General features: G+C 66.3%; 19 protein-coding genes and 3 pseudogenes. 10 read left to right on the top strand and 12 right to left on the bottom strand.

The features are described from left to right. Positions 1–177 precede the first annotated feature (177 nt). The 6 genes and pseudogenes from ACETMP_RS25700 to ACETMP_RS25675 all read left to right on the top strand — a co-directional run bounded on the left by ACETMP_RS25700 (position 178) and on the right by ACETMP_RS25675 (position 6460). Positions 178–1053 (top strand): branched-chain amino acid ABC transporter permease, encoded by an 876-nt coding sequence (locus ACETMP_RS25700; RefSeq protein WP_375158348.1) that lies wholly within the window; start codon positions 178–180, stop codon positions 1051–1053. Next, a pseudogene (locus ACETMP_RS25695) lies at positions 1050–2047 on the top strand (branched-chain amino acid ABC transporter permease). Before ACETMP_RS25700 ends, ACETMP_RS25695 begins: the two are co-directional and overlap by 4 nt. Then, positions 2044–2787 carry an ABC transporter ATP-binding protein gene (locus ACETMP_RS25690; RefSeq protein ID WP_375158347.1) on the top strand — a complete coding sequence of 248 codons (744 nt, stop codon included), beginning with the start codon at positions 2044–2046 and terminating at the stop codon, positions 2785–2787. Before ACETMP_RS25695 ends, ACETMP_RS25690 begins: the two are co-directional and overlap by 4 nt. Positions 2788–2799: 12 nt before the next feature. Beyond that, positions 2800–3537 carry an ABC transporter ATP-binding protein gene (locus ACETMP_RS25685; RefSeq protein WP_375158346.1) on the top strand — a complete coding sequence of 246 codons (738 nt, stop codon included), beginning with the start codon at positions 2800–2802 and terminating at the stop codon, positions 3535–3537. After that, complete coding sequence (locus tag ACETMP_RS25680) at positions 3534–4592, top strand: Gfo/Idh/MocA family protein (RefSeq protein ID WP_375158345.1); 1059 nt, start codon at positions 3534–3536, stop codon at positions 4590–4592. Before ACETMP_RS25685 ends, ACETMP_RS25680 begins: the two co-directional genes overlap by 4 nt. After that, positions 4589–6460 (top strand): bifunctional sugar phosphate isomerase/epimerase/4-hydroxyphenylpyruvate dioxygenase family protein, encoded by a 1872-nt coding sequence (locus ACETMP_RS25675; RefSeq protein WP_375158344.1) that lies wholly within the window; start codon positions 4589–4591, stop codon positions 6458–6460. The genes ACETMP_RS25680 and ACETMP_RS25675 overlap by 4 nt, the downstream gene beginning before the upstream one ends. A gap of 43 nt (positions 6461–6503) precedes the next feature. On the opposite strand, the gene ACETMP_RS25670 is transcribed toward ACETMP_RS25675, so the two are convergent. Next, positions 6504–7676, bottom strand: coding sequence for an ABC transporter substrate-binding protein (locus ACETMP_RS25670; RefSeq protein ID WP_375158343.1), 1173 nt, complete (start codon positions 7674–7676; stop codon positions 6504–6506). Positions 7677–7994: 318 nt separating this feature from the next. Between ACETMP_RS25670 and ACETMP_RS25665 the strand changes: the two are divergent. Continuing rightward, a pseudogene (locus ACETMP_RS25665) lies at positions 7995–9256 on the top strand (NAD(P)/FAD-dependent oxidoreductase). 128 nt (positions 9257–9384) lie between these two features. Here the strand turns inward: ACETMP_RS25665 and ACETMP_RS25660 are convergent. The 3 genes from ACETMP_RS25660 to ACETMP_RS25650 form a co-directional block, all read right to left on the bottom strand. Continuing rightward, positions 9385–10596 carry an ABC transporter substrate-binding protein gene (locus ACETMP_RS25660; RefSeq protein ID WP_375158342.1) on the bottom strand — a complete coding sequence of 404 codons (1212 nt, stop codon included), beginning with the start codon at positions 10594–10596 and terminating at the stop codon, positions 9385–9387. Between the two features lie 74 nt (positions 10597–10670). Next, the gene (locus tag ACETMP_RS25655) at positions 10671–10994 is read right to left on the bottom strand and encodes a 2Fe-2S iron-sulfur cluster-binding protein (protein ID WP_375158341.1); all 324 of its coding nucleotides are present in this window, start codon (positions 10992–10994) and stop codon (positions 10671–10673) included. Positions 10995–11005: 11 nt separating this feature from the next. Then, positions 11006–12226: a cytochrome P450 gene (locus ACETMP_RS25650; RefSeq protein ID WP_375158340.1), complete on the bottom strand. Its 1221-nt coding sequence runs from the start codon at positions 12224–12226 to the stop codon at positions 11006–11008. A gap of 83 nt (positions 12227–12309) precedes the next feature. Between ACETMP_RS25650 and ACETMP_RS25645 the strand changes: the two genes are divergently transcribed. After that, positions 12310–12816, top strand: coding sequence for a MarR family winged helix-turn-helix transcriptional regulator (locus ACETMP_RS25645; RefSeq protein WP_375158339.1), 507 nt, complete (start codon positions 12310–12312; stop codon positions 12814–12816). 375 nt (positions 12817–13191) lie between these two features. Here the strand turns inward: ACETMP_RS25645 and ACETMP_RS25640 are convergent, their stop codons facing one another. Beyond that, entirely contained in the window at positions 13192–15045 is a 1854-nt protein-coding gene (locus ACETMP_RS25640) for a feruloyl-CoA synthase (protein ID WP_375158338.1), read from the bottom strand. Positions 15046–15196: 151 nt separating this feature from the next. Between ACETMP_RS25640 and ACETMP_RS25635 the strand changes: the two genes are divergently transcribed. Both ACETMP_RS25635 and atzF read left to right on the top strand, forming a co-directional pair. Next, a complete protein-coding gene (locus tag ACETMP_RS25635) occupies positions 15197–15691 on the top strand; it encodes a MarR family winged helix-turn-helix transcriptional regulator (RefSeq protein WP_375158337.1) in 495 nt (164 codons plus the stop codon). Between the two features lie 194 nt (positions 15692–15885). After that, a complete protein-coding gene (gene atzF, locus ACETMP_RS25630) occupies positions 15886–17715 on the top strand; it encodes an allophanate hydrolase (RefSeq protein ID WP_375158336.1) in 1830 nt (609 codons plus the stop codon). Between the two features lie 197 nt (positions 17716–17912). Here atzF and ACETMP_RS25625 read toward each other — a convergent pair whose 3' ends face one another. The 7 genes and pseudogenes from ACETMP_RS25625 to ACETMP_RS25595 form a co-directional block, all read right to left on the bottom strand. Further along, a complete protein-coding gene (locus ACETMP_RS25625; RefSeq protein ID WP_257197523.1) occupies positions 17913–18635 on the bottom strand; it encodes a GntR family transcriptional regulator in 723 nt (240 codons plus the stop codon). Then, positions 18632–19027, bottom strand: coding sequence for an oxalurate catabolism protein HpxZ (gene hpxZ, locus ACETMP_RS25620; protein ID WP_028133903.1), 396 nt, complete (start codon positions 19025–19027; stop codon positions 18632–18634). Before hpxZ ends, ACETMP_RS25625 begins: the two co-directional genes overlap by 4 nt. Position 19028: 1 nt before the next feature. After that, a pseudogene (locus tag ACETMP_RS25615) lies at positions 19029–20424 on the bottom strand (AtzE family amidohydrolase). A 7-nt stretch (positions 20425–20431) separates the two neighbouring features. Then, positions 20432–20611, bottom strand: a complete 180-nt coding sequence (locus ACETMP_RS25610) for a DUF4089 domain-containing protein (protein WP_028133901.1) — start codon at positions 20609–20611, stop codon at positions 20432–20434. 19 nt (positions 20612–20630) lie between these two features. Continuing rightward, entirely contained in the window at positions 20631–22412 is a 1782-nt protein-coding gene (locus tag ACETMP_RS25605; RefSeq protein ID WP_375158335.1) for a dipeptide ABC transporter ATP-binding protein, read from the bottom strand. A gap of 274 nt (positions 22413–22686) precedes the next feature. Further along, positions 22687–23586 (bottom strand): ABC transporter permease, encoded by a 900-nt coding sequence (locus ACETMP_RS25600; protein ID WP_375158334.1) that lies wholly within the window; start codon positions 23584–23586, stop codon positions 22687–22689. Positions 23587–23807: 221 nt separating this feature from the next. Next, the gene (locus ACETMP_RS25595; protein WP_126257204.1) at positions 23808–24821 is read right to left on the bottom strand and encodes an ABC transporter permease; all 1014 of its coding nucleotides are present in this window, start codon (positions 24819–24821) and stop codon (positions 23808–23810) included. Between the last annotated feature and the right edge of the window lie 157 nt (positions 24822–24978).

Raw genomic sequence — 24978 nt, 5'->3', positions numbered from 1 at the left:
CCCGCTCTTCGCGGGGAGAGGGTCGGGGTGAGGGGTGCTTCTGCAATCACGGGTGGCGGTTGAATTCGCGGAGAAAGCCCCTCACCCCCACCCTCTCCCCGTAAGAACGGGGAGAGGGAGTGAGAGCTGAGTTCGCGTCGACCCGACCCATCGGGCTCTAACGATCAACGAGAACCCATGTCCAACCTATTCGATCTTCTGGTCGCGGGACTCGCCACCGGCGCGATTTACGCGCTGGTCGCGGTCGGCTTCACGCTGCTTTGGCAGACCTCGCAGACCATCAATTTCGCGCAAGGCGAGTTCGTGATGCTGCCGGCATTCCTGATGCTGGCGGCGATGCATGCCGGCGCGCCGTTCTGGCTCGCGATCATGCTCGGCATCCTGCTGTCGATGATCCTGCTCGGGCTCGGCTTCAAGCTGCTGCTGGTCGACCCGATGATGCGCCACGGCGTCTTGCCGCTGGCGATTGCGACCATGGCGCTGGCGATCGGCATCAAGGAAGCCGTGAAGCAGTTCTACAGCGCCGAGGCTTCACCGTTCCCCTCGGTCGTGCCGACCGGTGACGTCTCCATTCTCGGACACGCGGTCTCGCTGCAAAGCATCGGCGTGCTCGTCGTCGCCATCCTCGCGGTGGTCGGCCTGACCACGCTGCTCAACCGCACCTCGCTCGGGCACCAGATGCAGGCCGCGGCGCAGAACCCGACGGTGGCGCGCATCATCGGCGTGCCCGTCGAACGCATGATCCTGCTGACGTTCCTGATCAACGCCTTCCTGGTCGCGCTGGCTTCGCTTCTGATCACGCCGATTTACCTCGCAAAATTCTCCTCCGGCGAGGTGCTGGGCCAGGCCGCCTTCATCGCCGCGATCGTCGGCGGCTTCAACCAGGTGCGCGGCGCCATCGCCGGCGGCCTGCTGATCGGCGTGCTCGACAATCTCGCCGCCGCCTATGTCTCGACGCAATATCGTGCCGCCGTGCCGATGCTCTTCCTGATCGTGGTCATCCTGTTCCGACCGCAAGGTTTGCTCGGCCGCGCCGAGGAGCGCACGGTATGAGCGGTTTCGGCAAACCCCTGAAGATCGCGCTCGGCCTCGCCGTCATCGCCGGCCTGATCGTCATCCCCATGAACTTCAACCGCTACGGCCTGTTCATCCTCAGCCAATGGGCGGTGATGAGCATCGCCGCCATGGGCCTCAACCTCACCCTCGGCTATGCCGGCCAGGTCTCGCTGGCGCAGGGCGCCTTCGTCGGCATCGGGGCCTATGCGGCGGCGATCATGACGACGCATGGCTGGCCGCTGCCGGCGGCGATCCTGGTCGCGATCCTGCTCAGCTTCGCGGTCGGCTGGGTGCTCGGCTATCCCGCGCTGCGCGTCCAGCACCATTACCTCGCCTTCGTCACCCTGGCCTTCTCCACCCTCGCCTTCCTGGTGTTCCGCAACGAGAGCTGGCTCACCGGCGGCATCTACGGCATCTCCAACATCCCGCGGCCGCATGTTTTCGGCCTCGCGACCAACAAGCCCCTGCCCTTCTACTACGTCTGCCTCGGCTCGCTCGCGATCGTGTCGCTGGCGGTCTGGTGGCTGATCCGCTCGCCCTGGGGCCGCGCCTTCATGGCGCTACGCGAAAATCCCTTGCGCGCGCAATCGCTCGGCATCGACACGCGACGCTACACGCTGATGGCATTCGCGATCGGCTCGGCGCTGGGCGGCGTCGCCGGGGCGCTCTATGCACCGCTGACGCAATATATCGATCCTGTCCCCTTCAACCTGTCGCTCTCGCTCGACCTCCTGATGATGGTGATCGTCGGCGGCGCCGGGTTTTATTTCGGCCCGTTTCTCGGCGCGATGATCGCGGTGCTGCTGCCGGAATGGCTGCGCTTCACCGAGGGCTATTATTTGATGCTGTACGCGGTCGCGGTGATGCTGCTGCTGATCTGGTCGCCGACCGGCATCCTTGAATCCTCGATCGCTATCTCGCCCAACGTCGCACCAAAGCGGCGTCCGCACTGCGCGCCGTCGCAAAGTCGCGCCTGGAGACGGTGCAATGAGCGCAGTGCTGGAAGTCTCGGAGATCAGGAAGAATTTCGGCGGCATCAGCGCGGTCGACGGCGTCAGCTTCGACGTGCGCGAGGGCGAGATCCTCGGCCTGATCGGCCCGAACGGCTGCGGCAAGTCGACCCTGTTCAACTGCATCCTCGGCCAGCTCACGCCCTCGGGCGGCGAGGTCAAGCTCGACGGCAAGGTCGTCACCGGTCTGCGCCCCGCCGAGCTCAACAAGCTCGGGGTCAGCCGCACCTTTCAGCTGCTGCAGGTCTTCCCGAAGCTCTCGGTGCGCGAGAACCTGATCCTCGCCGGACAGGAGCACCAGGGCAGCATGGCCTCGCGGCTGGTCGGCCGCTCCGATGCCGGGCTGACCGAAGCTGCCAACCAGATGATCGGCTTCTTCAAGCTCGATCATCTCGCCGACGAGCCCGCCGGCGGCCTCTCCTACGGCCAGCAGAAGCTGCTCGACGCCGCCATGGCCTTCATGGGCGGCCCGCGCCTCGTGCTGCTCGACGAGCCCGCCGGCGGCGTCAACCCGTCGATGCTGGCGGACCTCAAGGAGCGACTGGTCGCGATCAACCGCGAGAAGAACGCCACCTTCGTCGTGATCGAGCACAACATGGAGTTCGTGATGTCGCTGTGCTCGCGCGTGATGGTGATGGCGGAAGGCAAGGTGCTTGCGATGGGACGGCCCGACGAGGTCCGCAAGAACCCCGCCGTGATCGAAGCCTATCTCGGACATTAGGGAGCGCGAGCCATGAGCGACCCGATCCTCTCGGTTCACAATCTCGTCGGCGGCTACGGCAAGATGACGATCTTGAACGGCACCACGTTCTCGGTGCCGCCGGCGACCATCACCACCATCATCGGCCCCAATGGCGCCGGCAAATCCACCGTGTTCAAGGCGATCTTCGGCCTGCTCAGGCTGCGCGAGGGCAAGATCAGCTTTGCCGGCCGCGACGTCACCAATCTGAGCCAGCGCGCGCTGCTCAATGCCGGCGTCTGCTACGTGCCGCAGGGCCGCAACATCTTCCCCGAGCTGTCGGTGCGTCACAATATCGAGCTCGGCGGCGTCGCGGCCGAGAAGGGTCTCGACCTGCCGAAGCGGATCGAGGCGGCGCTCGACCTGTTTCCGGCGCTGCGGCGGAAGTCGACGCAGCAGGCCTCGACCCTGTCCGGCGGCGAGCAGAAGCAGCTCGAGATCGCCCGCTCGCTGCTGCTCGAACCCAGGCTGATGCTGATCGACGAGCCCTCGATCGGCCTGTCGCCGCTGATGGTGCAGCAGACCTTCGACATCCTCAAGTCCTTGCGCTCCCGCGGCGTCACCATCCTGATGATCGAGCAGAACGCGCGGTCGGCGTTGGAAATCTCGGACATCGGCATCGTGCTCGAGCTGGGCCAGACCCGCATGGTCGACGACGCCAAGCGCATCCTGAACGATCCTCGCATCGGCCAGCTCTTCCTCGGCGGCGCCATGGAGGAGAGTGCGGCATGAGCGCGGCAATGCGCATCGCCGTGGCCGGCGCCGGCCTGATCGGCCGGCGCCATATCGAGTTGATCGCGGCATTGGAGGACTGCGAGCTCGCCGGCATCGCCGATCCCTCGCCCGCCGCGAAGGATTATGCACTGGCGCACAACGTGCCCTGCTATCCTGATCATCGCGCGTTGCTGGCACAGGAGAAGCCGGACGGTCTCGTCATCGCCTCGCCCAACACGCTGCATTTGCCGATGGCCCTTGATTGCGCCGCGGCGGGCGTTCCGGCCCTGATCGAGAAGCCGGTGACCGAGACGGTTGCCACTGCGCAGCGCCTGTGCGCCGCGGTGAGGCGCACCGGCGTGCCGATGCTGGTCGGTCACCACCGGCGGCACAATCCGATCATCAAGTCGGCCCGCGAGACGGTGGCAAGCGGCAAGCTCGGCCAGCTCACCGCCGTGGCCGGACTTTGGCTGCTGAAGAAACCGGACGATTATTTCGATGTCGCCTGGCGGCGTGAGGCGGGCGGCGGTCCGCTGCTGATCAACTTGATTCACGACATCGACAATCTCCGCTTCATCTGCGGCGAGATCGTCGAGGTGCAGGCGCTGACCTCGAACAAGGTGCGCGGCTTCGCCGTCGAGGACACCGCGGCGCTCCTGCTACGTTTCGCCAACGGCGCCCTCGGCACGGTGACCGTGTCGGATGCGACGCCGGCACCATGGAGCTGGGAACTCACATCGGGCGAGAACGCGGTCTATCCCAGCCAGGACCAGCCCTGTTACGTCTTCGCCGGAACCGACGGCTCCCTCTCGGTCCCGACCATGGAGCTGTGGTCGTATCGACAAGATCCCGGCTGGCACGCGCACCTGGTCCGCGAACCGGTCGCATTTTCGGCTTACGATCCGCTCGCAGAGCAGCTTCGGCATTTCCTGGCCGTGATCGCCGGCCGCGAGCAGCCTCTGATTTCGGTCGAGGATGCGATGGGCACGCTCGCCGTCGTCGAGGCCGTCAGCGAAGCGGCGCGCACGGGACAAAAGATCTCGCCGGGGCAGATCATGGAGCAGGCCGCATGAACAAGCGCTCGATCGCCACCGTCTCGCTCTCGGGCACGCTCGACGAGAAGCTTCGCGCCATCGCGGCCGCCGGCTTCGACGCGGTCGAGATCTTCGAGAACGATCTGTTGTCGTTCGGCGCAAGCCCGCGCGACATCGCAAAGCTCTGCCGCGATCTCAACCTGAATATCTGCGCGTTCCAGCCGTTCCGCGATTTCGAGGGCATGCCCGAGCCGCAGCGCTCGCGCAATTTCGCACGCGCCGAGCGGAAGTTCGATTTGATGCAGGAGCTCGGCACCGATCTCCTGCTGATCTGCTCCAACGTCTCGTCCGCCTCGCTCGGCGGCATCGATCGCGCCGCTGACGATTTTCGCGAGCTGGGCGAACGCGCGGCCAAGCGCTCCTTGCGCGTCGGCTACGAGGCGCTGGCCTGGGGCCGCCATGTCAGCGACTATCGCGACGCCTGGGAGATCGTGCGGCGCGCCGATCATGCGGCGATCGGCATCGTCCTCGACAGTTTTCACGCGCTGGCACCGGGATTTCCCACCCGCGCGATCGCATCGATCCCCGGCGACAGGATCTTCATGGTGCAGCTTGCGGACGCGCCGAAGCTCGAGCTCGACATCCTGTCGTGGAGCCGGCACTTCCGCTCCTTCCCGGGTCAGGGCGATCTGCCGGTCGTTGAATTCATGACCGCGGTCGCCGCGAGCGGCTATGCCGGGCCGCTGTCGCTGGAGATCTTCAACGACCAGTTCCGCGCCGGCTCGGCCGCGCAGACCGCGCTCGACGGCCTGCGCTCGCTGATCCTGCTGGAAGACCAGCTGGCGCCGGATTGGCCGAAATTCGCTGCCGAGCCGCTGGCGCCGAAGGCGAAGAGCCGCGGCACCGGGTTCATCGAATTTGCCGTCAACGAGACCAAGGCCGGAGATCTCGCCCGCCTGTTTTCGCAGCTCGGCTTCCGCAAGACAGGCCAGCATCGCAGCAAGGCGGTGGAGCGCTGGTCGCAGGGCAAGGTTGAGCTCGTCATCAACAGCGAGACCGACGGCTTTGCCCATTCTCACTACGTCACGCACGGCCCTGGCGTCTGCGCCATCGCCCTCGACGTCGACAATGCCGGTCTCGCGATGCAGCGTGCCGAGATGCTGAAGGCGCGCACCTTCTATCAGCCGGTCGGACCGGGCGAGCTGGAGATTCCCGCGATCCACGGCGTCGGCGGCAGCCTGCTCTATTTCCTGGATCAGGCCGGCAAGAACTGGGACACCGATTTCGAAGCGATCACGGGCAACGCAGACAAGGACGCGCTGCTCGCCGTCGACCACATCGCGCAGTCGATGCCCTATGACGAGATGCTATCCTGGCTGCTGTTCTACACCGGCATCCTCGACCTCGAACGGCTGCCGCAGATGGAGATCGCCGATCCCAGGGGCCTCGTGCAAAGCCAAGCCATCGTCAACGCCGACCAGAGCCTGCGCGTCGTGCTCAACGGCTCCTCCGCCAACCGCACGCTGCCGGCGCGATTCATCTCGGAATTTTTCGGCTCAGGCGTGCAGCACGTCGCATTCTCGTGCCGGGACATCTTTGCGACGGTTGCGGAGATGCGCAAGCGCGGCGCGGATTTTCTCGACATCCCCGCCAATTACTACGACGACATCGAAGCCAAACACGACCTCGCGCCCGAGCTGATGGCGCAGCTGCGCGCCAATCACATCCTCTACGACCGTGAGGGCGACGGCGAGTTCTTCCAGGTCTACACACACATCTTCGACGAGCGCTTCTTCTTCGAGATCGTCGAGCGACGGAATTATCAGGGATTTGGCGCGGCCAATGCGGGCATACGGCTCGCGGCGCAGGGGCGCGAGGTGCGCCCTGCGAGCGTGCCGCGGGTGTAGGCCTTCGCCTCTCCCCCACGCGGGGAGAGGGGGAGGAAAAAGCTCACTTCATCTTGCACTTGTCGTGGAAGCGATCCTGGTCGTTCTCGACGATGGTGGCGACGGTCTTCAGGGCGAGCTGGCCTTCGGAATCCTTGACCACATCCTGCAGGTAGAAGTTCTGGATCGGAATGTGGTTGTTGCCGTACTTGAACGTGCCGCGCACCGATTTGAAGTTCACCTTCTCCATCTCGGCCTTCATCGCGTCCTTCTTGGAGGTGTCGCCCTTCACGGCGACGACGGCGCTGTTGATCAGGTTCGCGGCGTCATAGGACTGCGCGCCATAGAAGGTCGGGCGCAGGCCGGGGTACTTCTTGCGGTAGTCGGCGACGAAGCGCTTGTTCTGCTCGTTGGGAAGGTCGTTGACCCATTGCTGCGCGCCGGGCACCCCGAGCGCGTTCTCCTTCTGCAGCGGCAGCGAGAGCTCGTCGATCGTGAAGGCGGTGTAGAGCGGCATCGTGCTCTTCAGTCCGGCCTGCGCATATTGGTTGAGGAACTGCACGCCGGCCGCACCTGGATAGAACACGAAGATCGACTCGGCGCCGGAAGCACGCGCCTTGGAGAGCTCGGCGGAGAAGTCGAGCTGGCTCGGCCACACCGTGTATTCCTCACCTACGACCTGCCCCTTGAAGGTGCTCTTGACGCCGGCCAGCATGTCCTTGCCGGCGGCGTAGTTCGGGCCGATCAGGAACACCGACTTGACGCCCTTCTGATTCATATAGGTGCCGACCGCCTGCGGGGTCTGGTCGTTCTGCCAGGAGGTCGAGAACACGTAAGGCGAACAGAGCTCACCGGCCAGCTGTGACGGGCCGGCATTGGCCGAGATCAGGAAGGTCTGCGAATCCACCGCGGTCTTCAGCGAGGCCAGCAGCACGTTCGACCAGATATAGCCGACGATGAAGTCGACCTTGTCGGACTGCACCAGCTTCTCGGTCTTCTGCTTGCCGACATCGGGCTTCTGCCCGTCATCCTCGTAGATCACCTCGACCGGCTTGCCGCCCATCTTGCGGCCCAGATGGTCCAGCGCGAGCTCGAAGGAATTGCGCATGTCGTTGCCGATCACGGCGGTCGGGCCGCTGAAGGTCGAGACGAAACCGATCTTGATGGTGTCGCCGGCGAAAGCCGGGCTCGCCAGCGCCAGCGCCGCTGCGCCCGCCAGCCAGAATGCCGTCCTCATAATCACTCCCCTCCTTATGATTGAGCCCGCAGGCGGGGTGATCGCCGCCCCGGGCCTTCTCTATTCAACGCAAAATCTGTCGCGCCGCCAATGGCTCAGCGCCCGCTCCTGCACCATATTTCGCCCCGATCGCGGATGGCAAGAAATATAATTCTACTCAACTCGGCCGAGACCGGCTTCAGGTCTGGCGCCGCGGCGCCTTCTTCGCGCCGGATCGATACACCCCGCCTATGCCGCGATTGATGGCCTCTATTGGACCGCGACACCCGATCCGCACTTAAATGTGCAGGAAGCAGCAGCGAGATTCGAGGGCGTATCATGGCCGCACATCCCCATCGCGTCGTCATCGTCGGCGCCGGCTTCGGCGGGCTGGAGGCGACCTACCGGCTCGCGGGCGCGGACGTCGAGATCACGCTGATCGACCGCCGCAACCATCATCTGTTTCAGCCGCTGCTCTACCAGGTCGCGACCGCTTCGCTCGCGACCAGCGAGATCGCCTGGCCGATCCGCCATCTCATGCGCGACCGGCCCGAAGTGACGACGCTGTTTGCGACCGTGAGCGGTGTCGATGCGGCACGACGTTGCGTGCTGATCGACGACGGCAGCGAGGTGCCCTACGACACGCTGGTGCTGGCGACCGGCGCGCGGCACGCCTATTTCGGCCACGACGAATGGGAGCAATGGGCGCCCGGGCTGAAGACGCTGGAGGATGCGACCACCTTGCGCCGTCATATCCTGGTGGCGTTCGAGCGCGCCGAGCGCGAGACCGATCCGGCGAAGCGCGCGGCGCGGCTGACCTTCGTCATCGTCGGCGCCGGCCCGACCGGCGTCGAGCTCGCCGGCACCATCGCCGAAATGGCGCGCCATACGCTGCCCGGCGATTTCCGCAACATCGACACGACGAAGGCGCGCGTGGTGCTGATCGAGGCGGGGCCGCGCGTACTCGCCGGCTTCGCCGACGACCTCTCGGCCTACGCGCAGGCGTCGCTGGAGAGGATCGGCGTCGAGGTCGTGCTGGGACAGGCCGTCACCGAGATCAACCGCGACGGCGTCGTGTTCGGCGGCAAGCTGCTCGAGGCCAAGACCAGGATCTGGGCCGCCGGCGTGCGCGCCTCGCCCGCCGCCGAATGGCTCGGTGCACCGCACGATCGCGCCGGACGTGTGCTGGTCGAGGCCGACCTCACCATATCAGGCCATCCCGAGATCTTCGCGATCGGCGACACCGTCAGTGTCAACGCCTGGGACGGCAAGCCGGTGCCTGGCATCGCGCCGGCGGCCAAGCAGCAGGGCCGTCATGTCGCCGAGACCATCAAGGCCCGCCTGCGGGGGCTGCGACCGGCCCGTTCCGCTACAAGCACGCCGGCAGCCTGGCTCAGATCGGCAAGCGGGTCGCCGTCATCGATTTCGGCCGCTTCAAGCTGCGCGGCGCGATCGCGTGGTGGATCTGGGGCATCGCCCACATCTACTTCCTGATCGGCCTCCGCCACCGCCTTAGCGTCGCCCTGAGCTGGCTCTGGATCTACGCGCGCGATCAGCGTGCGGCGAGGTTGATCACGCAGGGATCCAGCAAGGTGGTGTAGACTGCTCCTCTCGTGTCCCGGACACGGCGCGGCATGAAATGACGCGACGCAGAGCCGGGACCCAGTCGTCATGGGCCCCGGCTCTGCAGTGCAACGCTACGCGCTGCACTGCGTCCGGGGCACGAGACCTACTTCACGAGCTCACACCCGCCTTCCGCCAGCGGGCGGAAGGCCTGGTCGGCGGGAATCGTCGAGACCAGCTTGTAATAATCGTACGGGTATTTCGACTCCTCCGGCTTCTTCACCTCGAACAAGTACATCGGATGCACGACGCGGCCGTCCTGGCGGATCGTGGTGTCGCCGAACAATTTGTCCTTGCCCTTGAATTTCTTCATCTCGGGCACGGCATCCTTGGCGTTGTCGCTGCCGGTCGCTGCGACGGCGTTGAGATAAGCGAGCGTCGAGGCATAGACGCCAGCCTGATTGCCGCTCGGCATCTTGCCGTTCATGCCGGGCCGTGCGGCGAAGCGCTTGGCGAAGGCGCGGGTGTCGTCATTCATGTCCCAATAGAAGGCTTCCATGAGCTGCAAGCCCTGCGCGACCTTGATGCCCATGCCGTGAATGTCGTTGATGAAGAGCAGGAAGGCGACGAGCTTCTGTCCGTTCTGCTGGATGCCGAACTCGGCGGCCTGCTTCACGGCGTTGATGGTGTCGCCGCCGGCATTGGCAAGGCCGATCACCCGGGCCTTCGAGCTCTGCGCCTGCAACAGGAAGGAGGCAAAGTCGGAGGTGCCGAGCGGATGCTTGGAGGATCCCAGCACCTTGCCGCCGTGTCCTTCGATGTATTTCTGCGCCTCGGCCTCGATGCCCTTGCCGAGCGCATAGTCGACCGTGAGGAAGTACCAGTCCTTGCCGCCGCGCGACATCATCGCGGCCGCCGTGGTGTTGCCGGTGGCCCAGGTGTCGTTGACCCATTGGATAGTGTTGGGCGAGCAGGCCTTGCCGGTGAGATCGGAGCTTGCGGTCGACGACGCCAGGAACGTCATGCGGCTGTCGCGCAGCAGCGTGTTGATGGAAAGACCGACCGCCGAATTCGGGACGTCGACGATGGCATCGACGCCTTCGACATCGAGCCATTTGCGCGCGATGGCGTTGCCGACGTCGGCCTTGTTCTGGTGGTCGGCATAGACGATCTCGACCTTGATGCCCTTGCCGCCGCCGTTGAAATCCTCCGCCGCCATGCGTGCGGCTTCCACCGAGCCCATGCCGTTGGTGTCCTGGAAGATGCCGGAGATGTCGTTGAGCACGCCGATCCGGACGACATTGTCCGATATCTCGGCATTCGCCGCGCCGGCGACCAGGCTCGCGGCCAGCGCGAACGTCCACTTCAGATGTTTCATGTTTCCCTTCCCTGTTGATGCGTTGCGCGCCGGACGTTGCCGGGAGCGGTCGAAAGATCAGTTGGCTTCGCAGGTCAGACCTGCCGTTCCGGCAGCCTCACGACGAGCCCATCGAGCTCCGGCGTGATCGTGATCTGGCAGGACAGCCGGCTGTTCGGCCGCCGCTCGCTCGCGGTGCCGTCAAGCAACGCGTCCTCGTCGTCGGCCATCCCAGGCAGGCGCGCGAGCCAGCTGTCATCGACATAGACGTGGCAGGTCGCGCACATGGCGTTGCCGCCGCATTCGGCCAGAATGCCGTCGAGGCCGTGACGGGTCGCCGCCTGCATGGCGCTCTCTTCACCTGAGGTCTCGACGCGCTCGGACGTGCCGTCGGCATGGATGAAAGTGATGGCGGGCATGCAGCTCCTCGTCAGGCCGGGGTGATGGTCACAGGCAGGCTGTCGAGCCCGCGCAGCGTGTTGTTGAAGCGGCGTTTCGGCTCGCCCGTGATCTCGATTGTCGCGACACGGCGCGCCAGCGCGGTCAGCATCACCTCGCCTTCGAGGCGGGCGACGAGCTGGCCGACGCACATGTGGATGCCCGAGCCGAAGCCGACATGGCCGGAGGTGCGGCGGGTGATGTCGTAGCTGTCGGGCCGGTCCCAGCGCCTGGGATCGCGATTGGCGGCGGCGAGGAACATCAGAACCTTCTCGCCCTCGCCGATCGTGGCACCTGACAGCTCGACCTCGCGTGTGGTGGTGCGGAAGAAGGTCTGCACCGGGCTTTCGAACCGCACCGCCTCCTCGAAGGCGTTGCGCGCCAGCGTCGGATCATCGCGCAGGCGCTGCCACTGGTCGGGAAAGCGCGCGAGGCAATAGACGGCGGCCCCGATGCCGTTGACCGTGGTGTCAAGGCCGGCCGACAGCAGCGAGCGCACCAGCAGCGGCGCCTCGGTGGCCGTGATCTCGCCCTGGTCGACGCGGGCATGAATGCAGGCCCCGAAGCCGCCGGGCGCGAGCTTGTCGCGCTGGCATTGCTCGGCGACATAGGCCTGGTGCGGCGCCGAGCGCGCGATCGCCTGCTGGCGCAGCTCATTCGGCGGGCCGAACGCGTTGAACACGACGCTGGCGTAGGGAATCAGATGCTCGCGTCCCTCCGGCTTCAGGCCCAGCGCATCCGGAAAGATCGAGAGCGGATAGGCCTCGGCGAGATCGGCGATCGCGTCGAAGCTGCGCTTCTCCAGCAGCGCGTCCACCCGCTCCTCCGCCGCGGCGGCGAAGCGGTCGCGCACCTGCTTCATCGCGGTCGGCGACAGCACTTTCGACAGCACGGCACGGGTGCGGGTGTGCGCGGGCGGGTCCGCCTCCAGGATCAGGCTCGGCGGCCGCCACGGCGTCTCCTTCTTGAAGTCGGACAGGCCGACACCGCGGCTGGAGCAGAAGGTCGCGGGATCGTTCAGCACCGCATGGACCTCGGCATAGCGCGCTACGCCATAGACGTTCCACTTGTCGAGATAGACCACCGGCCCCGCCTCGCGCAGCCGCTGATGTGCGGGATAAGGGTCGGCGAAGAACGTCATGTCGAACGGATCGACGTCGAGGTGCGGGACGGACGCAGGGCCCGTCGATACCGGGGTGCCTGATGCGGTCATGGAAGACCTCCCTCATTTTGATCTTGTGAAAGGGCGGCGCATGCCATTAGGTCTTTGGGCCCACCGCGAGTCAGAACCCCGACATGCCTGCGCCTTCGACCAGATCCCGGCAAAAGCCTGCGCCCGTTGAGGCGGGGCCGACGCTCGATCTCGACCGCTACGTCCCCGCGTTCGTCACCTTCATCGCCAACAAGCTCTCGAACAGCGCGACTGCGTTCTATCAGCGGGAGTTCGGCGTCAACGTCACGGAATGGCGGATCATGTCGCTGCTGGCGATCGAGCCCGGCATTCCGGCCTCGCGCATCTGCCACGTCATCGGCTTCGACAAGGGGCCGGTGAGCCGGACGCTGGCCGGCCTCGAGAAGCGCGGCCTGGTCTCGATCCGCACCGACCCGAATGACGGCCGCACCCATTCGATCGCGCTGACGGCAAAGGGCCGCGCCACGCATGACAAGGTGATCGTGGCGGCGCTCGAGCGCGAACGGCGGCTGCTGTCGTGCCTCAGCAAGGACGAACGCGAGGTGCTGATCAACCTGCTCCGCCGGCTGCACGACAATCTCGGCGCGGTCACCGGCGGCACGGAGCCCTGACGGGTCGCGCTTCAGGCGCCACCTTCCGTCACGTGCAGGCATGCGCCGGCGTTTGCCGACGGCACCGTTCGAGCCGAGCATTGTTTCCTCCAGGATCGGACCCGGCAGTTTCCCTGCCGTCATCGCTTCCTGGATGGTTCGCACAAATTAGTTGCCTCGGCAACAAAATAATCGGAAGTATATTGCGGCAGGCGGCTGTCCGTTTCGCCAGCACCTTCGCGCATACCGATCGTCATTCCGGGGCGCGTAGCGCGAACCCGGAATCCATCGTGCAGCCATCTATGCGGGAAAATCGATTCCGGGTTCGCGCCGCAGGCGCGCCCCGAATGACAGCGAGATGAGCTACGCGCCCTCCTACGCTGCTCCTTCATTGGCTCACGACAAGCCGACCCATTCCGACGATGCATCATCGTTCAACCGCGTCACCGCATCGGCGCGCCGCGCCAGCACGGCGCGCTGGTTGATGTAGCCCTTGTCGGTGATCTCGCCGCCGTCGACCGACGGCGGCTCGGCGAGCAGCAGCGCACGCGTGGCGTGACCAGAGGAGTTGGGGCCCTGCTGCTTCAATCTTGCGAGGCCTTGCGCGATGGCGCGCCTGACCTTGTCATGGGCGAGCAGCTCGCTCACGTCGGCCGTCTCGCCCAAGCCGGCCTGGGCGCGGCAGGCCGCGATGTTCGGGAACACCAGAAATCGCACCTCGTCGCCGCCATGGCCTGCGACCACGATGTCCTGCGCCAGCGGCGCCAAGGCGGCGATGCCGGCGACGCGCAGCGTGCCGACATTGACCCATGTGCCGGAGTTGAGCTTGAAATCCTCGGCGACGCGGCCGTCGAAGAACAGGCCGCGCTCCGGCCGCGCATTGTCGGCAAGCTTGACGGCATCGCCGATCAGGTAAAAGCCCTCGTCGTCGAAGGCCTGCCGGGTCAGCTCCGGCGCCTTCCAATAGCCCGGCGTGACGTTGGGGCCGCGCACCCGCACCTCCAGCTTGTCGCCGGAGGCGACCAGCTTCAATTCGGTGCCGGGAATGGGCACGCCGATATTGCCGGAGCGCTCGGCGAGGAAATGACAGTCGGTCGCGAGCGGCGACGTTTCCGTCGAGCCCCAGGCCGAAACCATCGGCAGCGCGCGGCCGACGGTCTTGATCGAAAGCTCCGCGAGCGCGTCCCAGAGATTCTGCGGCAGCGCGGCGCCGGCATAGAAGGCGAATTTCACCTCGCCGAAGAAGCGGCGGCGCAGCTCCTCGTCGCCGCGCAGCGCCGCGATCAGCATGTCGAAGCCGCGCGGTACGTTGAAATAGACCGTCGGCAGCACGCTCTTGAGGTTGGCCAGCGAGGTCGCGAACAGACCGGGCGCGGGCTTGCCGCCGTCGATATAGAGCGAGCCGCCATTGCGCAGCACGAGATTGAAATTGTGGTTGGCGCCGAAAGTATGGCTCCACGGCAGCCAGTCGAGAATGACGAGATCGCCGCGCGTCTGCTCGAGAAAGGTCCAGGTCTGCGCCTTGGCCTGCTGGCTCGAGGTCAGCATGCGCTGGGTGTTGATGACGGCTTTCGGCGTGCCGGTCGAGCCTGACGTGAACAGGAACTTTGCGATCGTGTCCGGCGTCACCGCGGCGAACGCCGTTGCGACGTCCGGGCTCTCCGGCGTTGCCGCGATGATGCCGAAGGCGAGCGCGTCGGTATCGTCGGCATTGCCGCTGATGATCTGCGCATCGTGCAGCGGCGCGATGGCCGCCAGCGCGGCCGCGAAGGGCCTGGTCGCAGAGACGTAGATCGCGCCCGGCTCGAGCAGCGCGATCATGCTCTTGAGCTTCTCGAAATCCCGCGACATCAGCGAATAGGCCGGCGAGATCGCGGCCGAGGGCACGCCGACATGCTGGGCGGCCAGCGCGAGCAGCGCGTGATCGATGCTGTTATCGGAGAGGATCGCGAGCGGGCGTTCCGCGCTGAGGCCCTGCGCCAGGATCCAGGACGCCGCCGCACGCACCTGGCGCAGCGCCTGCGCATAGGTGACGGTGATCCAGGGCGCTTCGACATTGCCGCGCTCGGCGAGGAAGATCGCATCCGGCGTTTGACGCGCAAAATGCTCCAGCCAGTCGCCGACACAGCGCGCGCTTTCGCCGAGCGGATCGGGCGATCGCAACACGATGCTGCCGTCGGCGCGATGCTCTGCGACGGTCCGCGGGCTTGCGAACAGGCCTGCAACGTCACCACGTGGGGCGACTGTCATGTGGGTCTCCTCCCTCCGTCCGGATACGGATCGGCCGCAACCTCGTTCGGGCTGCTTTGGCCATAATGTTGGGCATGACAATTGTTGTCGTCAACAACAATCTTTCGCTTGTGCCCCTGACGCGCTAAGGTTGGCGGGCGGGAGACACGATGTGACAGCCAGCGCCCCCCAGACTGCCCCACGCAAACGCACCGGCAATGGCGCGGCGCCTCGCGATGCCACCGACGACATCGGGCTCGATGCGCTGGTCGGGCACGCCGGCTACGCGGTGCGGCGCTTCCAGATCTGGATTTTCCAGGACTTCATCAAGACGCTCGGCGCGGTCGACATCCGGCCGACGCAATATTCGGTGCTGACGCTGATCGGCGCCAATCCGGGCCTGTCACAGATGGCGGTGGCCAAGCGCCTCGGCATCGAGCGCGCCCGGCTGGTGCACCTGCTCGACAGCCTCGAGCAGCGCAAATACCTCAAGCGGGTCAAGTCGAAGGCGGACCGCCGTTCCCATGCGCTGCACCTCACCGCGCAGGGCGAGACGGCGCTGGCGAAATTCAAGCGGCTCGCGGCCGAGCACGAGCGGCACGTGGAAGAGAAGATCGGCAAGGAAAACCGGGCGCAGCTGCTCCGGATCCTCGCTGGCTTCACTTGATCCCGACCGCCTATTATTTGAGCAGATGCCTGTCGGAGGGCGGTGATGTCGCCGCCGATAAGCTTGCTGAAATTCCTCATAAGCAACTGATAAAACGATTACTTTCCAGATCTGTCGTGCCGCCCTGGCATTGTACACAATGGCACATCGCTTGCTTCCTCGCGATGAGGCCAGATGGCCGGAGTTTTGTCGCCATGGGGGCTGAAATGGGGGCTGAGCAGCCTGAAACGATCGCCGCGATTGTGGCCGCGCATCGCGCCGGCACGCTGACGCCGGCGGAGACGGTCGCGCGGACCTATCAGCGCATCCGCGACCACAACGATCCCGCCATCTTCATCAGCCTGCGCGAGGAGAAGGATGCGGTCGCGGAGGCCGAGAGGCTCGCCGCGCGCGCGGATGCCGCCGGCCTGCCGCTGTACGGCGTGCCGGTCGCGGTGAAGGACAATATCGACGCGCTGGGCTTTCCGACCACAGCCGCGTGCCCGGCCTTCGCTTACACGCCGGCGCACGATGCGACCGCGGTGGCACGGCTGCGCGCCGCCGGCGCCATCATCATCGGCAAGACCAATCTCGACCAGTTCGCGACCGGTCTCGTCGGCGTACGCTCGCCCTACGGCATTCCCCGGAACTCGATCCGTGAGGATCTCATTCCCGGCGGTTCGAGCTCCGGCTCGGCCGTGGCGGTCGGCGCCGGCCTCGTGCCGCTGTCGCTCGGCACCGACACCGCCGGCTCAGGGCGCGTGCCGGCGATGCTCAACAACATCGTCGGGCTGAAACCGAGCCTTGGCATGATCTCGAATGCCGGCCTGGTACCGGCCTGCCGCACGCTCGACTGCATCTCGGTGTTCGCGCTGACGGTCGACGATGCGGCGCTGGCGCTGTCCGTGATGGCGGGACCGGACCCGGCCGATCCGTTCTCGCGCGACCGGCCGCTCGGCGCGATGACGCCGCTCCCGGCAGATCTGCGCCTCGGCGTGCCGCGCAACGGACAGCTGATCTTCTTCGGGGACCGGGATGCCGAGACTGCCTACGCCGAGGCGCTGAAGCGCTGGACCGCGCTCGGCGCAACGCTGGTGGAGTTCGATCTCGAGCCGTTCTACGAGACGGCGCGGCTGCTCTATGAGGGACCGTGGGTCGCCGAGCGCTACCTCGTGATCAAGGATCTGCTCGCCTCCGCGCCCGATGCGATCCATCCTGTCACGCGCGAGATCACCGCGGCCGGTGCGCGGCTGACGGCGGCAGAAACCTTCTCCGCGCTGTATCGCCTGCAAAGCCTGCGCAGGATCGCCGAGCGCACCTTTGCCAATATTGACGCGCTGGTGCTGCCGACGGCGCCGACGGCCTATACGACCGCGCAGGTGCTCGCCAGTCCGATCGAGCTCAACAGCCGGCTCGGCACCTACACCAATTTCGTCAATCTGCTCGACCTCTGCGGCCTCGCGCTGCCGGCGTCGATGCGCGCGGACGGCATTCCGTTCGGCATCACGCTGCTCGCGCCCGCGGGACGCGACGCGCTGCTCGCGAGCATCGGCCGCGTGTTCCATGCGGATACGAAGCTAGACCTCGGCGCAAAGGGCGCGGCACAAGCACCGCTCGCGCCGCTGCCGGCACCCCGCAGTGACGACATCCCGATCGCCGTGGTCGGCGCGCATCTGTCCGGCATGGTGCTGAACGGCGAGTTGAAAGCGCTGAACGGACGCCTGATCGAGGCAACCAGGACTGCGCCAGATTACAAGCTCTACGCGCTCAAGACCACGCCGCCGAAGCCCGGCATGATGCGCGTCGCCGCCGGCACGGGCGCGTCGATCGAGCTGGAGATCTGGTCGCTGTCCCCAGCCGCCTTCGGCCAATTCGTCAACGCGATTCCTTCGCCAATGGCGATCGGCACGGTGCGGCTTGCCGATGGCCGCAGCGTGAAGGGATTTCTCGTCGAGCCGGAGGTGCTGGGCGACGCGCGCGATATCACGGCTTATGGAGGATGGCGGACGTTTATGAAGGAGGTTGCGACGGCGCACGTCCCGTAGGGCGGGCAAAGCGAAGCGTGCCCACGATCTCCATCCATCACGCAAGAAGCGTGGGCACGGCGCGTTGCGCCTTTGCCCACCCTGCGGCGCTGCTGAATCGGGACCCATGAAGCAGCGCGTGAAATGGACAGATGGGTCCCGGCTCTGCGGAGCAGCGCTGAAGGAGCGCTGCACCGCGTCCGGGACACGAGTTTGCCCTACACCGACACCGCGTAGATCTCGTACTCCCCGCGCACCAGCTCGATATGCGCGCGCATCGCGGCGGCGGCGCCCTGCTTGTCGCCGCGCATGATGGCGACGACGACGCGGTCGTGCTCGGCATGCGATTTTGCCAACCGGCCGAGGTTGCGGAACTGGGCGCGGCGGAACGGCTGCACGCGGACGCGGGTGGCCAGCGTGATCTCGGCGATGTAGCCGTTCTGCGAACCGGCATAGATGGCGTTGTGGAAGCGTTCGTTCACCTCGTGAAAGCGATCCGGGTTGCCGGTGTAGCTCAGCACGCGCAGCTCTTCGTGGATGGCCTCCAGGCCGTGGCGCTCGGCGGCCGACATGCGCTCGGCCGCAAGGCCGGCGCACAGCGCCTCGAGCTCGGCCATCGCCTCGAACATGCTTGTCAGCCGCTCGATCGAGGGCTGCGCCACCACCGCGCCGCGATGAGCGCGCGCCTCGACGAGGCCGCTTGCCACGAGCTGACGCAGCGCCTCGCGCACCGGCGTCCGCGAGACGTTGAAGCGGCGTGCGACGTCGGTCTCGTCCAGCGGCGCACCGGGCGCGAGGGCGCCGCGCACGATCTCGTCGGCGAGTTGCAGCCGCAGCTCTTCGGCGCGCGTGACCTTATGCACGCTGGGCCGCGCCCGGTCGACGCGAGGCACCACCGGCTCGGCCGGCGCTGTCCCCTGCGGAAGATCGTCGAGCGTCATGCGGACTCTTTCGGCTCGTCGATGACGCTGACATGGGCGGCGACCACGCGCCAGCCCTCGGGGAAGCGAATCCAGGTCTGCATCTGCCGGCCGACCTTGCCGGGCGCGGTGTCGCGATAGAACAGGGTGGAGGCCACCGCGGTGTCGCGGCCATAGCTGGTAATGACCGTCCTGGCCGTGCGGCGGTTCAAGCCGACGGGCGAGCGTGCGGCGCGGAAGCCGCTGATCGCCGCATGGCCATAGAGGTTCTCGCCGATGCCGTAGCGCAAGGTGCGGGGATCGTTGCGGAAGAGTTCGCCGAGCACGGCGACGTCGTTGCTGACGAGGGCCTGCTCATAACGATCGAACGCGGCTTTGACTTCCGCGATCACGTCGGGGAGATCGATCTCCATCTCAGAGTCCTCTCGGCGACGGCGCGGCGACCACGCCCATCTTTTCCAAGGCGTAGGCGACGCGGAGCGCAATGTCCTCGCGCCAGGGCGCGGCGATGATCTGCACACCGATCGGCAACGGCTCGAGCGGCACCGGGACCGCCACGACCGGGAGACCGATGAACGAGATCGGCTGGGTGTGGATGCCGATATTGGCGCGCACTGGCAGCTCGACGCCGTCGAGATTGAAGTTCACCTGGCCGAGCTTCGGGGCCGTACAGGGCGTCGCCGGTGCCAGGAGCACGTCGATCGACTTGAAGATGTCCGCGAGCTGCGCGCGATACCAGCGGCGGAATTTCTGGGCGCGGTCGACCAGCGGCGCCGGCACCATCGCGCCCGCGATCAGCCGGTCGCGCACCGCCGGATCGAAATCGTTCGGGCGCCCGCGCAGGCGATCGAGATGCAGCGATGCGCCTTCGGTCGTGGTGATGACATAGGCCGCCGCGCGCGCACGGGCGGCCTCGGGCACGTCCACGACCTGCGTTGCGCCGAGTGCCTTGGCGACGCGGCTGACCGCTTCGACGGCCTCCGGAAACACGTTTTTCTGGAAGTAGCCGCCGGCAATCGCGATGCGCAGATCCGACACCGGATTGGCGATCAGCGGCAGCGTCGGCTCCAGGCCACGCGTGGTGCAGGCGCTGTCCTCCGGATCCGGCCCCTGCATCACGTCATAGGCCAGCGCGAGATCGGTGACGGAGCGTGCGAACGGACCGAGATGATCGAGGCTCGCGACGAACGGGAACGAGCGCGCCCGCGACAGCCGGCCATAGGTCGGCTTCAAGCCGAAGATGCCGCAGAACGACGACGGCACGCGGATCGAGCCGTTGGTGTCCGAGCCGAGTGCGATCGGCACCAGCGCGCCGCCGACGGCGCTGCCCGAGCCGCCGGAGGAGCCACCGGTCATCCGCGTGGTGTCATGCGGATTGCGCGAGGGGCCGTCATGGACGTTCTCGCCGGTGAAATCGTAGGCGTATTCGCCCATGTTGAGCGCGCCAACCAGAATGGCGCCGGCGGCTTTCCATGCGCTCGATCAGCGTGGCGTCGCGCTTGGCGGGTGCGAGATCGCGATTGATCTTGGAGCCGGCGCGCGTCGGCAGGCCCGCCACGTCGAACAGGTTCTTCACGGCGAAGGGAACGCCGGCGAGCGGGCCGACCTCCTTGCCCGCGGCGAGGTCGGCATCGATCGCACGCGCCTTGGCGCGGGCGCGATCGGCGGTGACGTCGGTGAAGGAATTGAGGATGCCGTCATGCTGCCTGATGCGCGCGAGCGCGGCTTCGACGGCATCGAGAGCGGACATTTTGCGGGCCGCAACCGCGCCCGCGATGTCCGCGGCCGTCATCTCTGGCTTGCCGGTCATGACAGCATCACGCCGTGAAGATCGGCGCCGGCTCGGTCTCGTCCGGCAGCGCGAATTCGTCGACCATGCGGCCAAGCCGCAGCGAGACCTCGAGATTGGCGCGCACCGCGGGCCTCCAGGCGTCCTCGACCGGCAGCGCCAGCGCCTTCGATAATGCGTCGATGTAGTCGTCCAGCGGCTCGGCCATCACGCTCCCAAACAATCTCTCAATGCACCGGCAACGGCGGATGCGGGATCGCCGTCAGCAGTTCCTTGGTGTAGTCGTCCTGCGGATCGCTCAAGACCTGCTCGGAAGAGCCCTCTTCGACGATCCGCCCCGTCCGCATCACAATGACACGATCGCACAGCAAGCGCACCACATTCAAATCATGCGAGACGAACAGATAGCTCATACCTAGCCGCGCCTTGAGGTCCTGAAGCAGGTTCAGCACGACGGCCTGAACCGAGACGTCGAGCGCCGCCGTCGGCTCGTCCAGGATGACGAGCTTCGGATGCAGCGCGATGGCGCGGGCGATGCCGACGCGGGCCTTCTGGCCGCCGGACAATTGGTGCGGGAAGCGGTCGAGCAGATTGTGCGGCAGGCCGACCATGGTGGCCAGTTCCTCGCAGCGGGCGCGGAGCGCGTCGCGCCCCTTGATGTCACCCAATTGCATGATCGGGTCGGCGATGGCGCGCACGGCGGTGAAGCGGGGGTTGAGGCTGTCGGTCGGATCCTGAAACACCATCTGGATGCGGCTGCGCTGCGGCAGCCGGGCAAAGGCCGCGGGTGCGATGCCGGAGATGTCCTCGCCGTCGAACTGGATCAGGCCGGAGGTCTGGTCCAGGAGCCGCATCACCATCATCGACGTCGTCGATTTGCCGCAGCCGGATTCGCCGACGAGGCCGACGCTCTCGCCATGGCCGATCGCAAAGCTGATGCCGTCGACAGCGCGGAACACGTCCGGCTCCACGGGAGGCTTGCGGCCGAACAGCTTGCCGAGCACGGCAGTGGCGCCCTGGCGGGGGTACTCCTTGACGAGCTTGTCGACGAGAAGCAGGGGCTGTGCGCTCTCATCACCCCCGGGCTTGACCCGGTGGTCCATCGACTGAGACGGATCTTGCGAAGCGTCATGGATGGCCGGGTCAGGCCGGGCCATGACGGCTGAGGCTTGCAAAGCGCCCTCCTCTTCCGGCAACAGGTCGCGCAAGTTCACGCCCAGCCGCGGCGTCGCGCGCATCAGCTTCTTGGTGTAGGGGTGCTGCGGGTTGGCAAAGATGTCGGCAGCCTTGGCGGTCTCGACCACGCGGCCCTTCTCCATGACGACGACGCGGTCGCAATAGGCAGCAGCGAGGCCGAGATCGTGGGTGATCAGGATGGTCGACATCGCGCGGCGCCTGGTCAGCTCGACGATCAAATCCATCACCGCCTTCTGTGTGGTGACGTCGAGGCCGGTGGTCGGCTCGTCCGCGATCAGGAGCTGCGGATTGCAGGCGAGCGCGAGCGCGATGACGACGCGCTGGCACATGCCGCCGGACAGCTCGAACGGATAGGCGTGGTAGCGCTCGCGCGGGCGGGCGATCTTGACCTGCTCCAAGGCCTCGATCGCCTTCTCGCCGCGATCTCTGACCTGGGCCTGCTGCACATGGGTGCGCAGCACGTCCTCGATCTGATCGCCCACTTTCCGGATCGGGTTCAGCGCGGCGCGCGGATTCTGGAAGATCATCGAGACTTCGCGGCCGCGCAGGTCGCGCATCTGGTCTTCGGTCGCGGCCTTGACGTCGATGCCGGAGAACATCACCGAGCCCTCGGCGATGCGCCCGGCGCGGTCGAGGATGCGCATCACCGCATAGGACGTCACCGACTTGCCGGAGCCGGACTCGCCGACGATGGCGAGCGTCTCGCCCTTGGCGACGGAGATGTTGACGTGCTGCACGGCTTTGACAATGCCGCGGCGAGTGGTGAATTCGACGGTGAGGTCCTTCACGTCGAGCAGCGGCTGGGCGGTCATGAACGGCACCCCCGCTCGAAAAAGTGCGAAAACAACCCCATGCACAGTAGAATGAGATTGATTTCATTGGGGAATTTTGGGCACAGATTTGCGCGTGAGAGAGGCACAAGCCTCTCGCTCCCTCCCCCTTGTGGGGGAGGGTTGGGGAGGGGGTAGCCCCAAGCGAGGTCGGAGTTCGTGGCTACCCCCTCCCTGCCCCTCCCCCACAAGGGGGAGGGGATGAGAGAGGCGCGCCCACCTCACTTCCAGGCGTCAAACCGGGCTGGATCATCGCTCACGTCCTCCGCTGGGGATCGACGATGTCGCGGAGGCCGTCGCCGAGGAGGTTGAAGCAGAATACGGCGATCATCAAAGCGAGGCCGGGAAAGAGCGCGATCCACCATTCCCCCGACACCATGAAGCCGGCGCCTTCGGCGACCATGATGCCCCATTCGGCCGTCGGCGGGCGGACACCGAGGCCGATGAAGGACAGGCCGGCGGCGTTGAGAATGGCGTAGCCCATGGTCAGCGACATCTGCACGATCATGATCGGCATGATGTTGGGCAGGATGTGCACCAGCAGGATGCGGAATTCGCCGTTGCCCGAGAGCCGCGCGGCCTGCACGAAGCCGGCGTTGCGGCGGACATTGGCCTCGGCGCGGGCGACCCGGGCATAGAGCGGGAAGTTCACGATGGCGGTCGCCAGGATGATGTTCTGCACGGTGTTGCCGAGCGCGGCGACGATGCCCATCGCCAGCACGAACAGCGGGAAGGCCATGATGGTGTCGGCGATGCGGCCGACGATCCGATCGGTCCAGCCGCCGAAGTAACCGGCCGCGATGCCGGCGAGGCCGCCCATCAGGAACACCAGCGCGACCGAGGCGACCGCGATGAAGGTGTCGAGCCGCGTTGCCACGATCACGCGGCTGAAGATGTCGCGCCCGAGTTGGTCGGTGCCGAACCAGTGCGCCGCCGACGGCGGCTTCAGCGCCGCAGCGGTGTCCGAAGCGAGCGGATCATACGGCACCACGTAGGGGCCGAAGATCGCGGCAAGAAGGATCAGGATCAGGAGCGCGAAGGCAAAGCCCGTGACCTTGTTCTCGCCGAGGACGTAGCGGGTCTGTTCGAGGATGGCCGTCAGCCCGGATGTGCGGGCGGGACCGACGGGTTCGACAGCAGGCGCAACGGAGCTCATGGATTCTCTCCTGGAGCTTTGGAGCGTTGGGACGAACGGACCAGCGGCAAGCTCGCTTCACCTCTCCCGCTTGCGGGAGAGGTCGCGCCGAAGGCGCGGGTGAGGGCTTTCTCCTCTTGGGGGCTCTCGCCCGCGGAGAGACCCCCTCCCCAACCCTCCCCCGCAAGCGGGAGAGGGAGCGCACCGTCCATGTAATTCGCATCGAACGCGATCATGGTCGGCTAGCCCTCCAGCCGCACGCGCGGATCGATCACGCCGTACAAAATGTCGATCACGAGATTGAGCAGCACGTACATCACCGCCATGGTCAGCACGAAGCCTTGCACCGGTGCAAAGTCCGACGCGATCAGGGCTTCCACGGCGTAGGAGCCGATGCCGGGCCAGGCGAATACTTTTTCCACCAGCACGTTGGCGCCCAACAGAAACGAGAACACCATGCTGAGCGTGGTGATGACGGGCAGCATCGCGTTGCGGAAGGCGTAGGTGACGATCACGGTCGCCGGCGACAGCCCGCTGGCGCGCGCGGTGCGGACGAATTCGGATGCAAGCACCGCCAGCATCGAGGCACGCGTCATGCGCGCGATCGGCGCCAGCGAGAAGATCGCAAGCGTCGTCGCCGGCAGGATGAGCTGGCTCAGCGCCGAGCGGAACGCCTCGAGGTCGCGCGCGATCAGCGTGTCGATCAGGTAGAAGCCGGTCACCGTCGGCGGCGCGCTGTAGAACACATCGAGACGGCCGAGCGGCGCGGGCGACCAGCCCAGGCGGAAATAGAACACGTAAACCAGCACGAGGCCGGTAAAGAACACCGGCAGCGAGACGCCTGCTGTCGTCGTGACCCGGCAGAGATGGTCGATCCACGACCCCGGCCGCGTCGCAGCCAGCACGCCGAGCGGAATCGCGATCACGACCGAGACGATCAGGCCGAGCAGCGTCAACTCGGCGGAGGCCGGCAGACGGTTGCGGATCTCGGCGGCGACCGGCTGGCCTGTCGTCAGCGAGTTGCCGAAATCGCCATGGGCGAGATCGCTGGTGTAGCGGAAGAATTGCTCGATCAGCGGTCTGTCGAGGCCGAGTTTTTTCCGGATCTGCTCGACCGCTTCTTTCGTTGCGGCGGGGCCGGCGAAGTAGGCGGCGGGATCGCCGGGCAGCGCGCGCGTCAGCAGGAAGGTGACGATGACGACGCCGATCAGCGAGGGAATCGCGAACATCAGGCGCTTGCCGATCATGGTCAGCATGGGATGCTCCGGCGCGTGTTGCGCACGCTGCTCGCCACGCACTCCGCCGCGTTCCCTCCCCCTTGTGGGGGAGGGTTAGGGAGGGGTGGCCCCGGGAGAGGTCTGAGTTCGTGGCTACCCCTCTCCCCAGCCCTCCCCCACAAGGGGGAGGAAGCCC

Source organism: Bradyrhizobium dasycarpum (genome assembly GCF_042019905.1).
GTDB classification, from domain to species: domain Bacteria; phylum Pseudomonadota; class Alphaproteobacteria; order Rhizobiales; family Xanthobacteraceae; genus Bradyrhizobium; species Bradyrhizobium japonicum_B.
This window is presented reverse-complemented; position numbering and strand designations above follow the sequence as displayed.

What these genes read in the sequence shown, in the direction of transcription:
- ACETMP_RS25650 (WP_375158340.1), bottom strand. Translation starts at nt 12,226, where the DNA reads ATGACCGCATCAGGCACCCCGGTATCGACGGGCCCTGCGTCCGTCCCG.
- ACETMP_RS25605 (WP_375158335.1), bottom strand. Translation starts at nt 22,412, where the DNA reads ATGACCGCCCAGCCGCTGCTCGACGTGAAGGACCTCACCGTCGAATTC.
- atzF (WP_375158336.1), top strand. Translation starts at nt 15,886, where the DNA reads ATGGGGGCTGAAATGGGGGCTGAGCAGCCTGAAACGATCGCCGCGATT.
- hpxZ (WP_028133903.1), bottom strand. Translation starts at nt 19,027, where the DNA reads ATGGAGATCGATCTCCCCGACGTGATCGCGGAAGTCAAAGCCGCGTTC.
- ACETMP_RS25700 (WP_375158348.1), top strand. Translation starts at nt 178, where the DNA reads ATGTCCAACCTATTCGATCTTCTGGTCGCGGGACTCGCCACCGGCGCG.
- ACETMP_RS25660 (WP_375158342.1), bottom strand. Translation starts at nt 10,596, where the DNA reads ATGAAACATCTGAAGTGGACGTTCGCGCTGGCCGCGAGCCTGGTCGCC.
- ACETMP_RS25675 (WP_375158344.1), top strand. Translation starts at nt 4,589, where the DNA reads ATGAACAAGCGCTCGATCGCCACCGTCTCGCTCTCGGGCACGCTCGAC.
- ACETMP_RS25645 (WP_375158339.1), top strand. Translation starts at nt 12,310, where the DNA reads ATGCCTGCGCCTTCGACCAGATCCCGGCAAAAGCCTGCGCCCGTTGAG.
- ACETMP_RS25680 (WP_375158345.1), top strand. Translation starts at nt 3,534, where the DNA reads ATGAGCGCGGCAATGCGCATCGCCGTGGCCGGCGCCGGCCTGATCGGC.
- ACETMP_RS25685 (WP_375158346.1), top strand. Translation starts at nt 2,800, where the DNA reads ATGAGCGACCCGATCCTCTCGGTTCACAATCTCGTCGGCGGCTACGGC.
- ACETMP_RS25625 (WP_257197523.1), bottom strand. Translation starts at nt 18,635, where the DNA reads ATGACGCTCGACGATCTTCCGCAGGGGACAGCGCCGGCCGAGCCGGTG.
- ACETMP_RS25640 (WP_375158338.1), bottom strand. Translation starts at nt 15,045, where the DNA reads ATGACAGTCGCCCCACGTGGTGACGTTGCAGGCCTGTTCGCAAGCCCG.
- ACETMP_RS25670 (WP_375158343.1), bottom strand. Translation starts at nt 7,676, where the DNA reads ATGAGGACGGCATTCTGGCTGGCGGGCGCAGCGGCGCTGGCGCTGGCG.
- ACETMP_RS25690 (WP_375158347.1), top strand. Translation starts at nt 2,044, where the DNA reads ATGAGCGCAGTGCTGGAAGTCTCGGAGATCAGGAAGAATTTCGGCGGC.
- ACETMP_RS25655 (WP_375158341.1), bottom strand. Translation starts at nt 10,994, where the DNA reads ATGCCCGCCATCACTTTCATCCATGCCGACGGCACGTCCGAGCGCGTC.
- ACETMP_RS25600 (WP_375158334.1), bottom strand. Translation starts at nt 23,586, where the DNA reads ATGAGCTCCGTTGCGCCTGCTGTCGAACCCGTCGGTCCCGCCCGCACA.
- ACETMP_RS25610 (WP_028133901.1), bottom strand. Translation starts at nt 20,611, where the DNA reads ATGGCCGAGCCGCTGGACGACTACATCGACGCATTATCGAAGGCGCTG.
- ACETMP_RS25595 (WP_126257204.1), bottom strand. Translation starts at nt 24,821, where the DNA reads ATGCTGACCATGATCGGCAAGCGCCTGATGTTCGCGATTCCCTCGCTG.